This is a genomic window from Actinomyces sp. SKVG-SVH-4(1), assembly GCF_048514265.1.
Classification (GTDB): domain Bacteria; phylum Actinomycetota; class Actinomycetes; order Actinomycetales; family Actinomycetaceae; genus Actinomyces; species Actinomyces oris.
Window position 1 is genome coordinate 355,932 of the sequence record NZ_JBGEVE010000001.1, and the last position, 11,424, is coordinate 367,355.

The 11,424-nt window shown below is 69.4% G+C and carries 8 protein-coding genes; 4 read left to right on the forward strand and 4 right to left on the reverse strand.

Going from position 1 to position 11,424, the window contains the following annotated elements; all coding sequences use genetic code 11:
• Positions 1–3: 3 nt before the first annotated feature.
• From AB7V09_RS01395 to AB7V09_RS01405, 3 genes are read right to left on the reverse strand one after another with little or no spacing between them, the layout of a single operon-like run.
• Positions 4–3,030 (reverse strand): DEAD/DEAH box helicase family protein, encoded by a 3,027-nt coding sequence (locus AB7V09_RS01395; RefSeq protein WP_419142697.1) that lies wholly within the window; start codon positions 3,028–3,030, stop codon positions 4–6.
• Positions 3,031–3,033: 3 nt separating this feature from the next.
• Positions 3,034–3,270, reverse strand: a complete 237-nt coding sequence (locus tag AB7V09_RS01400) for a hypothetical protein (RefSeq protein ID WP_279015090.1) — start codon at positions 3,268–3,270, stop codon at positions 3,034–3,036.
• A 1-nt stretch (position 3,271) separates the two neighbouring features.
• A complete protein-coding gene (locus AB7V09_RS01405) occupies positions 3,272–4,321 on the reverse strand; it encodes a Tat pathway signal protein (RefSeq protein WP_279015093.1) in 1,050 nt (349 codons plus the stop codon).
• Positions 4,322–4,445: 124 nt separating this feature from the next.
• Between AB7V09_RS01405 and rimP the strand changes: the two genes are divergently transcribed.
• The 4 genes from rimP (at position 4,446) to infB (ending at position 9,686) form a co-directional block, all read left to right on the forward strand.
• A complete protein-coding gene (rimP, locus tag AB7V09_RS01410) occupies positions 4,446–4,964 on the forward strand; it encodes a ribosome maturation factor RimP (protein WP_009747759.1) in 519 nt (172 codons plus the stop codon).
• Positions 4,965–5,157: 193 nt separating this feature from the next.
• Positions 5,158–6,198 carry a transcription termination factor NusA gene (nusA, locus tag AB7V09_RS01415; RefSeq protein ID WP_003786363.1) on the forward strand — a complete coding sequence of 347 codons (1,041 nt, stop codon included), beginning with the start codon at positions 5,158–5,160 and terminating at the stop codon, positions 6,196–6,198.
• Between the two features lie 118 nt (positions 6,199–6,316).
• Positions 6,317–6,649, forward strand: coding sequence for a YlxR family protein (locus tag AB7V09_RS01420; RefSeq protein WP_009747762.1), 333 nt, complete (start codon positions 6,317–6,319; stop codon positions 6,647–6,649).
• A 91-nt stretch (positions 6,650–6,740) separates the two neighbouring features.
• Positions 6,741–9,686 carry a translation initiation factor IF-2 gene (infB, locus tag AB7V09_RS01425; protein ID WP_419142698.1) on the forward strand — a complete coding sequence of 982 codons (2,946 nt, stop codon included), beginning with the start codon at positions 6,741–6,743 and terminating at the stop codon, positions 9,684–9,686.
• Positions 9,687–9,801: 115 nt separating this feature from the next.
• Here the strand turns inward: infB and AB7V09_RS01430 are convergent, their stop codons facing one another.
• A complete protein-coding gene (locus AB7V09_RS01430; RefSeq protein WP_419142699.1) occupies positions 9,802–11,373 on the reverse strand; it encodes a molybdopterin-dependent oxidoreductase in 1,572 nt (523 codons plus the stop codon).
• Positions 11,374–11,424 lie beyond the last annotated feature (51 nt).

An 11,424-nucleotide genomic window follows, 5' to 3' on the forward strand; every position in this document is an offset into this window, starting at 1 on the left:
CGCTCAGTCCTCCATCCAGCGCCTGGTACGACGCAGCTCGACTCGTCCGGTGGGACCACCGCTGCCGAGGCAGGACAGGAGCGCTGCCGCGTCATCGGCATCGGCAACCAGGTGAAGCCGGCACGGACCCACCCGTGTGGACCAGGAGCGGACGAAGGCCTCCATATCGGCTCGTGAGCGGGCCAGGGCCGTCGGAACCGCAAGGTGAACACTGTCATCGTGGTTCCATGCCCCCAGCGCCAGCAGCCTTCCCAGAAGACGCCGCAGCCCGTTCAGAGGCTGCTCGGCCGTGCCCTGCGCCAATGTTGCGGTAGCGGCCTCGAGGATGAAACGGGGACGGCGCGCCGGGGAGCTCAGGAGCTCGGTGAGGATGTCGGCGAACCGAGCGCTCTGACGGGTCCCCACCCCGTCCAGGCCGATCAGCACTCGCGGACCAGATTCGCCGACCGAATCGGTGGGACTCTCGCGAACTACGAGGTCGGGGCGGGGCCCGTCAGAGGAGTCCCCGTCCGCAGTGAGGTCGTATCGCGACAGGGCAACATCGAGAACGGCGCGAGCCGCTGCACTCCAGAAGGCCGTGGGCGATCCCCGGCGCAGCAGGGCCGGGGCACTCGTGATCTCGACCGCCTCCAGCACGCGGCCACGGCCGCGTCGTGACACCCGGTCTGCCGTGGGTGCTTGAGCGAGCCATCGCCGCGACTCGACCTGACGATCGAGGCCTGCCAGGGTGGCGGAGTTGAGGGCATCAATATCCTCTGGGGCGGCGCCGTCACCCAGTTTGTCGAGAAGGCGGCGCTGGACCGGTGGCAGCATGGCATCGAGCCCCGTCTCGACAACAGGAGCGCCACAAGGCTCGCCGGAGGCCGAGACCGGGGCGCTCGCGGGATCATCGATCCGCACCAGTGACCACAGGTGCTCGGCCTTGCGACGCAGCCGGTTCAGGTCCGGGTTGGAGCGCAGTCGGGGATGGCTTGGCAGGAGGCAGGTGACGGACCAGTTGTGAGCGACCTTGTCGACCCAGCCAGGGTCCAGACGCATCGTGCGACCGCGCAGCTGCTGTGTTGAGGCCGAGGTTGTCGCCGCCGTGAGATCGATGAGCGTGTTGATGGCAGGGCAGTCCCAGCCCTCTCCGAGAAGCCCCCGGGTGCCCACGACGAGTCGTACCTCCCCGGCAGTGACCAGCTCACTGACGGCCAGGACGAGCCCGGCACTGCCAACTCCCTGCCCGGTGACTGAGAGCATCCAGCCGTCATCGGTGGCGGGGAGTGCGAGACCGGTGCTCCGACGCAGCCGATCCAGCAGCGAGGTGTCACCACTGGCCAGGCTCAGGCGGGAACTGGTCAGCAGCACCGGGTGCAAGGAGCGCAGATCCGCATCACTGAGCAGCGTACTCATGCAGCGCACCGCGCCCCCCGCAGGGCCGGGGCGTGACGCCGGGCCCAGGACGTCGAGCGCTCGGTGAGGAGCTGAGTGCTCGGCCGCATCGGTGACGACCACTGCCCGCAGCCGTTCGCCAATGGAGTCGAGCTCGTGACGCAGGATGTCGACGACGGCCGTGTCCTTGGCCCTGGACGCGGCAGTGATGGTATCCACCGGGGATCGTCCCGCCCGGATACCGGAATCGGTCAGGTACAGCCCGAAACCTCTCAGCAGCTCGCGTGTGGACTCCCAGTCCCGCCGGCGCTCCGGCGCCGCCAGAAGCCGGTCATGAGCGTACCGGCCCAGGAGCCGGAGCTCATCGTCAAGATCAAGCAGGTCGAGCTCGGGCAGGAGCGGAACGACTCGAGTACTCAGAGCCGTACCCCGGTAGCTGCCTGTTTTGCGCAGCAGCGCTGCCGCGGACGCGGCCAGCAGCGGGTCGGCGTCGAAACCCGCAACGATCCGACGCACCAGCTCCTCCTCCTCGTGAGGCCTCGCTGTCGTAGGGGCATGGTCAACATCCGCTCCAGCGATGCGAGGCAACGGTCCCGACCCGCTCCCGCCAACGGGAGCCGTGGACGACATAGGCGGGGCGACGACCTCAAGCAGGTAGTCGATGCCGTCGGGGCTCAGCAGCAGCTCGCCCACCCGGTGATGGAGCTCCTCTCCGGTGGTGGCCAGGAACGTTGTCTCCTCCGGGGACGGGAGCGTGAACCAGGCCAGTTGACGGCAGGGGGCGAGGTGACCGGCGCGGATGACGGCCGGAACCGGTACCTCAGCGTCGACGTCGTCCAGGAGCGCACGATAACGTCGGGCCGACCGGTCCTCACCCGAGGGCTCAGTGGCCGTCAGACCGATGAGCGTGGGGGACAGGCCCGCTCGTTTCAGACGCCGTACGAGGTAGTGGACGACGATGGCCCAGTGGGCCTTCAGGTGATGGCACTCGTCGAGGACGATGGTGGCGACTCCCGCGGTGACGAGTGCGTCCAGGCGTGCCCGGGCGCCGAGACCCAGAATCGAGTCGATGGCATCGTCGTCGAGCTCATCGACCTGACGGCGGATGGTGGTAGCGCGTGCACGGAGTCCACGGTTGTAGGCCCGGGGATTATCGGCCTCCAGGCGCTTCAGCCACGCCTCGGCGCTCCCGGCGCCTCGTCCGTCGGCCGTGAGCTCAGTGAGCCAGTGCGAGCGGGCTGCGTCGCTCCAGGCAGGGGAGGAGTCGACGACGGCCAGGGACTGATAGGTCAGCACCGTCAGGTCCGCGGCTTCTGCACCCTGCTCTGGACGTGCGCTCGGCAGGTGGGTGCCGACGGAACCAGTGACCGACGGGGATCCGACGGCGGGAGAGATGAAGAGCTTCTGCGCCTGATGGATCCACTGGGCCCCGATGACCGTGGTGGGGACGAGGACGAGCGCACGACGGCCGTTGCGCACGGCCAGCTCCAGCCCCATGAGGGTCTTACCCGCTCCGGGTGGTGCGAGCAGGTGAAGCGTGGATCCGTCGTCGGGATGGAGCCGGTCAAGGAGACTCTGCTGGTAGTCGCGTAACGGCACTCGACGTGTCCACCGGCGCAGCGGGCGTTGCGTGGTGGGGGCGGCTGCGCTCGTCATGTCTCACCTCGGGGCTGCCTCGCCCTGGATATCGGCCAGGCGCTCCTGGGTCTCCTGCTGCTGGGTCACGTGCTCGTGGGCCGGGTTGAAGACATTGTCGATGGGACCCAGCAGGGCGCCACGGGGGTCGCGCTTGCGGCGCCGCCAGTAGATCCAGCCACGGCGCTCCATCCACAAGAAGAGCTGGTCAACGGCCGCCAGGGCGGCGATGACGGCGACGGCCGCCACGAGAAGACGCATGTCAGGCGGCGTAGCCGGGCAGGGAGGAGAAGTCCGTGCCCCAGGCGGTGGCGCGCCGGGCGGCGTCGACCGCACCGGTGACGGCCGCCTCGCGGGCCGGGCTGGAGGCCTTGGCGGAACCGGCCTCCTGCACCTCCGACGACACGACGTTGGACCACACCTGACGGGCCCAGAGCACCTGGGTGCTCACATTGGGATCGGTCGACTCACTCGGAGGGGCGTAGGCGCTCATCCGCTTGTCCTCAGAGCCCGCGGCCACCGCGGCGTTGACCACGGAGGTGGCGGCCTTGGCGTCGGCGATCGCCCGAGTGCGCTGGGAGTCGTCACTGCGCGCGGCAAGCTCCTCCATGGCGTAGCGGGCCGCGTCGTAGGAGGTCAGCAGACCGGAGCTGATCTTGGCGCCCTGCGCCACCTCCACCCGCGGCTTGTCCGCCGAGCTCGGCGGCTGGAAGAGATCATGCTGGAGACTCCAGGCCACCGTCAGCGAGGTGAAGAGCCGGGCATCCTGCTCCGAGGCGGCGGCGATCGCCGCGCGGCGGGCCAGCGTCGATCCATCGGCCAGGGCCGTGGCCAGGTCCTGTGCGGAGGCGCCCGCCGAGGCTGACGGCACGGGAGCCACCGTGGGGTAGGCGGAGGGCACCTGAGAGGGCCAGGGCTGCCACACCCCGCCCAGGGTCTCGAGCTGGGCATCGGCCGTCTGCTTGACCCCCTCGGCCAGGGCCGTCGTCGTGGCATCCCCTCCGCCGGCCTGCGCGACCACGCCGGCGGTGGAGGAGATGAGCGCAGCCTGCCTGGCCAGTCCATCACGAGCAGTCTCTGCCGCCGAGGCCGACGGCAGAGACGCCGGGGAGCCCTTCCCCAGGCGCAGCCCGCAACCGCTCAGCGCCGCGGTCACAGCCGTTCCTACCGCGAGCACCACGGCGCGGCGCGTCAAGCCGTGGCCCGCCGCACCGGTGTCGCCACTGCTGCGGGGCCTGGCGCCGACCCGGTCACTGGAGGGCGGCTGAGAGCCGTTCGACTGGGCGGGGAGGGGAGCGCGGCGAGTGTTCACCGGGGAATCCTCCCACAGACGGCAGGTAGCATGATCCCGACCTCGACCACCTCGACCATGTTGACTATGTTGACCGCGTCCGTCCGAGCCCTCGGCTCGGGCAAGTACGGGAGGAAGAACGACCATGGCAGCCCATGAGCCGCGCAAGGATCCGCGCCAGCGCTCTGACGCTCTGGCCCGCAGTCTCACCGATCTGCTCGCTCCGATTGTCAACGACGCCGGGCTCCATCTCGAGAGCGTGGAGACCACTCGGGCGGGCAAGTACTCGGTCGTACGCGTCTTCGTGGATCTGGTCGACGGCCCCGGAGACCTCGATCTCGACGCCCTGGGGCCCGTGACCGCGGCCATCTCCCAGGCCCTCGATGAGGCCGACCCCGTCAAGGGGCAGTACACCCTCGAGGTCTCCACCCCCGGAGCCGAGCGGGAGCTGTCCACCCTGCGTCACTTCCGACGTGCCGTTGGTCATAGTGCCCGGGTGCGCACGGCCGATGACGAGCTCACCGGCGTCGTCACCGCGGCCGATGCGGACGACGAGGCCGACGAGCACAACGGCGGCATGGTCGGGATTGAGGTCGACGGCGTCGAGCACCGCATCGCGCTGGGGGACATCACCGAGGCGCGGATGGTGGTGGCCGGGCTCTAGAGCCGGGCAACAGGCCGAAAATCCATAAGATGCTCCCCGCGGATAGCGACCGGGAATAATGTGTGTCCTGATAACTGATAGGTTGACGGACCGGCCCGGACAGACGTGATGGACCATCCGACCCGTCACGGGCTACCGTCGACGGGAACCCAGTGCACACCCGCTCAGCGGAGCAGAGAGGACCCAAGGACCCATGGACATCAATATGCCGGAGCTGCGAGGCGCTGCCGACGAGCTCGGTATTGACCTGGACAACCTGCTGCCCGCTATCGAGGACGCCATCCTGGGGGCCTACTCCAAGGTTCCCGGGGCCATCCGTGGCGCCCACGTCGAGATCGACCGTCGCACCGGGCACATGAGTGTCCTCGCCCCGGAGGTCGACGAGGAGGACCAGCCCACGGGGGAGTACTTCGACGACACCCCCGACGACTTCGGCCGCATCGCCCAGGCAACGGCCCGCAGCGTCATCGTCCAGCGCATCCAGGACCGCCGCGACTTCGAGGTCCTGGGCGCCTTCAAGGACAAGACCGGCGAGCTGATCTCCGGCACTGTGGAGCAGGGGCGCGACCCCCGTATCGTCTACGTGCGCCTGGATGAGGAGCACGAGGGCATCATGCCTCCCCATGAGCAGGTCCCCGGTGAGCGCTACCGCCACGGAGACCGCGTGCGCGCCTACGTCACCGACGTCTCGCGCGGCACCCGAGGAGCTCAGATCATCCTGTCGCGCACCCACCCCGGTCTCGTCCGCAAGCTCTTCGAGCGCGAGGTTCCCGAGCTCTCCTCGGGTGACGTCGAGATCGTCTCCGTCGCCCGGGAGGCCGGCCACCGCACCAAGATGGCTGTGCGCTCCAAGGTCCGCGGCGTCAACGCCAAGGGAGCCTGCATCGGTCCCATGGGACAGCGGGTGCGCGCGGTCATGACCGAGCTCGGTGGAGAGAAGATCGACATCGTGGACTACTCGGAGGACCCGGCGCGCTTCATCGCCAACGCCCTGTCCCCGGCCCGTGTGGCCGCCGTGGGCGTCATCGACGCCGAGGAACGCACCGCACGCGCCATCGTCCCCGACTTCCAGCTCTCCCTGGCCATCGGCAAGGAGGGGCAGAACGCCCGTCTGGCCGCGCGCCTGACCGGGTGGAAGATCGACATCCACGCCGACGCCGAGTCCGGTGAGATCACGCCCGGCCAGGGCTCCCAGTCCGACGACGTGACAGGTCCCTCAGAGCTGGGCGACTGAACCGCCCTGCGGGGCGATGTAGACTTTCCGGCGGACCTTTGCGGGTCCTGCGCCGGGATTCCCCGGTTGCGGTACCCGCGTCAGCGGTTGCAGAGCAGCGGAAGGACGCCGACGGACGGTGGTCACCATCCCCCACGTGCCCGAGCGCACCTGTATCGGCTGTCGACAAAGGGCCCCGCGGACGCAGCTGCTGCGTCTCGTCCTGACGCCGAGCGGTGAGCTCGACGTCGATGCCCGGGCCGTCAGACCCGGGCGCGGCGCCTGGATCCACCCGGATCCGGCGTGCCTCGACCTCGCTGAGCGACGACGCGCCGCTCCACGCGCTCTGCGCACCGGCGGACCACTGGATGTGGCCCGGGTGCGCGGGTTCCTGGAGCGGAGGATGGTCAACGACGGCGAGGTCCCCGCTGCCCGACCGGGTGAGCGGACCACCGATAGCGAAGGCGGGTAGGAAGCCGATGGGCACCCGATGAGTACCCAGCGATGAGCTGCCTCTAGAAGCACCCACCCCTGTCCGGGGTGGGAAACCGGACAGGAGAAAAGTGGCTAAACCACGCGTTCATGAGCTCGCCAAGGAGCTCGACCCCACTGGCAAGAAGGTCACCTCGAAGGTGATCCTGGCCTGGCTCAAGGACCAGGGAGAGTTCGTCAAGGCGGCCTCCTCAGCCGTTGAGCCTCCCGTCGCTCGCCGGGTTCGCGAGCACTTCGCCGCCCAGGTGCAGGAAGCACCGGCGGACACCCAGGCCGACAAGCCGGCCAAGACCGACTCTCAGGCCCCCAAGCCCTCCAAGAGCGCCCCCAAGCCGGGCGCACAGGGCGCCAAGCCGGGAGCCGCCGGTGCTCAGGACCAGGCTGCGAGCCCCGCCGCCAAGCCGGCCGCCCCCAAGCCGGGCGCCGGCGCCCGTAAGCCAGGGGCTCAGGCGGCCAAGCCGAGTGACCCCACCCCGGCCCCGGCGGCCGCCGCCAAGCCGGCGCCCCAGCCGAGTGCCGTCGCTGAGGCGCCCAAGGCCCCCAAGCCCGGAGCCGGTGCACCCAAGCCTGCGGCCGCCTCCGGCGCCCCGACGCCCGGCGCGCGCCGCAACGCCCCGACCCCGGGGCCCCGCCCCAGCGCGCCGCGCCCCGGCAACAATCCCTTCGCCACCTCCCAGGGCATGCCCCGTCAGGGTGGTCAGACAGGCCGAGGAGGCCAGCGCTCAGGCCAGTCGCGCTCTGGCGCGCCGCGCCCCGGCAACAATCCCTTCGCCACCTCCCAGGGCATGCCCCGACCGGGTGGCTCCGGTGGCCCCCGTCCCCAGGGCGGCCCGCGCCCCGGTGGCCCCCGTCCTCAGGGCGGTGCACGGCCTCAGGGGGCCGGTCGCTCCGGTGCCCCGCGTCCGGGCGGTCCGCGCCCCAACCCGGGCATGATGCCCGGCCAGTCCTCCATCGGCCGTCCCGGCGCTCCGGCGCGGGGCGGCGCCGGCGGCGGTGGCCGCGGCTCGCGTCCCGGTGGCGGTGGTCGTCCCGGTGGTGGCGGTCGTCCTGGCGGCGGCTTCGGCGGACCCCGCGGTGGCCGCGGCGGTCGCGGTTCCACCCAGGGCGCCTTCGGGCGCGGCGGCGGCGCCCCGCGGGGACGCAAGTCCAAGCGGGCCAAGCGCCAGGAGTTCGAGCAGCAGAGCGCGCCGTCGATCGGCGGTGTCATCGTCCCGCGCGGTGACGGCTCCACCCCGGTGCGCGTGCGCCAGGGGGCCACGCTCACGGACCTGGCCGAGAAGATCAACGCCAACCCCGCGGCGCTGGTGACCGTCCTGTTCCATCTCGGCGAGATGGCCACGGCCACCCAGTCCCTCGACGAGGACACCTTCGCCCTCCTGGGCGCCGAGCTGGGCTACAACGTCCAGATCGTCTCGCCCGAGGACGAGGACCGCGAGCTCCTGGAGTCCTTCGACATCGACCTCGAGCCCGACGAGGACGACGCCAACCTCGTGCCCCGGCCCCCGGTGGTCACGGTCATGGGTCACGTCGACCACGGTAAGACCAAGCTGCTGGACGCCATCCGCTCCACCGACGTCGTCGCCGGTGAGGCCGGGGGCATCACCCAGTCCATCGGTGCCTACCAGGTGCGCGTCAACCTGAACGACGAGGAGCGCCCGATCACCTTCATCGACACCCCCGGTCACGAGGCCTTCACGGCCATGCGTGCCCGCGGTGCCGAGGTGACCGACATCGCCATCCTCGTCGTGGCCGCCGACGACGGCGTCATGCCTCAGACCGTTGAGGCCCTCAACCATGCCCAGGCGGCCAACGTGCCGATCGTCGTGGCGGTCAACAAGATCGACAAGGAGGGCGCCAACCCGGACAAGATCCGTGGCCAGCTCACCGAGTACGGTCTGGTCCCCGAGGAGTACGGCGGCGACACGATGTTCGTGAACATCTCCGCCAAGCAGCGTCTCCACATCGATGAGCTCCTCGAGGCCGTCCTGCTGACCGCGGACGCCGCCCTGGACCTGCGGGCCAACCCGGACACCGAGGCCCGCGGCGTCACCATCGAGGCCAAGCTAGACAAGGGCCGCGGCGCCGTGAGCACCATCCTGGTCGAGCGCGGCACGCTGCGGGTCGGTGACCCGATCGTGGCCGGAAGCGCCTACGGGCGCGTGCGCGCCATGTTCAACGAGCACGGGGAGAACCTCACCGAGGCCGGCCCCGCCCGCCCGGCCCTGGTCCTGGGACTGACGAACGTGCCCAGCGCCGGTGACTCCTTCATCGTCGCCCCCGACGACCGCACGGCCCGCCAGATCGCCGACAAGCGTGAGGCCGCCGAGCGCGCCGCCCTGCTGGCCAAGCGCCGCAAGCGGGTCTCCCTGGAGAACCTCACCGACGTCCTCAAGGAGGGCAAGGTCGATACCCTCAACCTCATCCTCAAGGGCGACAGCTCGGGTGCGGTCGAGGCCCTCGAGGACTCCCTGCTCAAGATCGACGTCGGCGAGGAGGTCGCCCTGCGCGTCATCCACCGCGGCGTGGGCGCCATCACGCAGAACGACGTCAACCTGGCCACGGTGGACTCCGCAGTCATCATCGGCTTCAACGTCCGGCCCGCCGAGCGGGTCTCGGAGATCGCCGACCGCGAGGGCGTCGACATGAAGTTCTACTCGGTCATCTACAACGCGATCGAGGACGTCGAGGCCGCCATGAAGGGCATGCTCAAGCCCGTCTACGAGGAGGTCGAGCTCGGAACCGCCGAGATCCGGCAGATCTTCCGCTCCTCGAAGTTCGGATCCATCGCCGGCTCCATCGTCCGCTCGGGCATCATCAAGCGGGGCACCAAGGCCCGCCTGGTGCGCGACGGCGTCGTCATCAACGGCGATCTGTCCATCGAGACGCTGCGCCGCGAGAAGGACGACGTCACCGAGGTCCGCGAGGGCTACGAGTGCGGTATCAACCTGGGCTTCAAGGACCTCGCCGAGGGCGACGTCATCGAGACCTGGGAGATGCGCGAGAAGCCTCGCGACTGAGAACGACCACGTTCATCAACGGTGGCCGGCCACCCCATTGCGGGGTGGCCGGCCACCGTATCAGACGGACCCGCATCGCCTTGCCCGCGAGAATCGGCGGGTGGGGCGATGAGTGTCAGATGCGCGCGTTGACGTCCTGGTACCCGGAGTCCTCACGGGTTCCGCCCATGCCGTCACCGACCTCGCTGTAGTGACGAATCAACGTCACCGACCGGACCCACTTAATCATCTTGTAACCGTGGCTCGTCTCGCAGCGCAGGCGCAGCGGAGCACCGAACATGCCCGACAGCGGCGCGTCATTGCGGCCCCAGGCCAGGATCGTGTCATCCTCAAGGGCCATGTCCAGAGGCAGGCACGTGTAGTACGGCTCGACCGGACGCCCGTCGTGCATGTGCTGGGCCATGCCGAAGGACTCGAACATCACCCAGCCGGCCTCGGGATCGATCTGACCGACCTGCGCGAGCAGGTCCCGTACACGGATCCCCGTCCACTTGGCGATCCCCGTCCAGCCCTGCATGCAGGTGTGCATGGTGATCTGGGACTGGCTGGAGATCGCCTTGAGCTCCGCCAGGGAGAAGGACGCCGGCGCCGAGACCATGCCACCCACCTCGAGGCGGAAGTCGGCGAAGTCATTCGCCGCCAGCTCCTGGTACTCCGGAGACTCCTCCCGTGAGGGGGTGCGGGTGTTGACCCAGTGGAACGTGGAGATGTCCTTCTCCGTCCAGGGCTTCTTAGCGGCCTGCTGAGAACTGAAGCGGTCCACCGTGAGGCGGCGGATCCCCCGCGTGGCGTCCCACAGGATCCGCTGGCTGCGACGGGTGTCCGTCAGCGTCCAGTAGGACATGGCGATCCACAGCGCCACCACGACGACGATCGTCCCGATCACGGTGACGTAGGCCTGACCCACCCGACTCGGGTCGTAGTAGCCGAAGACGATGTGGGTGAGGTTGTGAGGAGCGTGCACGATGAACACCAGGCCCACGTGAACGATGGCGAAGCCCAGGTAGATGAACATGCCGATCAGGTGCAGGGATCGGGCGGCCTGGCGGCCACCGAACATCTTGGCGTACCAGGGGAAGCGTCCCACGACGGCGGGTGACATGACCGGTCCCGTGACGATCATCAGCGGAGCGGCGATGAAGACGATGAAGAAGTACCCCAGCTGCTGGAGGCTGTCGTAGGGGGTGAAGTCGCACAAGGACGGGGTGCGCAGGTGCGCGTAGGTCAGCAGGGAGTCCCAGGCGTCGGGCAGGATCTGCCACGTGGTGGGAACCAGACGGTGCCACGCCCCGGTGCCCACGAGGAAGGCGACGTAGATGACGCCGTTGAGCAGCCAGAAGCTGGTGGCCACCCCGTGCCAGGCGCGCCCCAGCCCGATCTTGGCCCGGCCGGGCAGGGACAGCAGGGGAGAGAGGTCACGCTGATCGTCCCGGGCGGTGAAGGCCCCCTCTTCGAGGGGCACCTTGTCCTTGGTGAACCGGATCCACTCTGATCCGGGCTCGCACTGGTCCTTGAAGTAGAAGCGCGGGTGCGAGGCGATGATCTCAATCCCGGAGCGGAGGAGCACGCCCATGAGGAGGAAGTTGATGAAGTGGGTGACGCGCAGCCAGAGCGGGAAGGTCTCAGTGTCCACGCACTGCTGGGCGACGTCGTTGGCGGTCTGTGCGGCTAGAGGCAGAAAGGACATCATCGTGCCTTACAAACGGGGTGACAAATCTTCCGTGTAAACCATTGTACT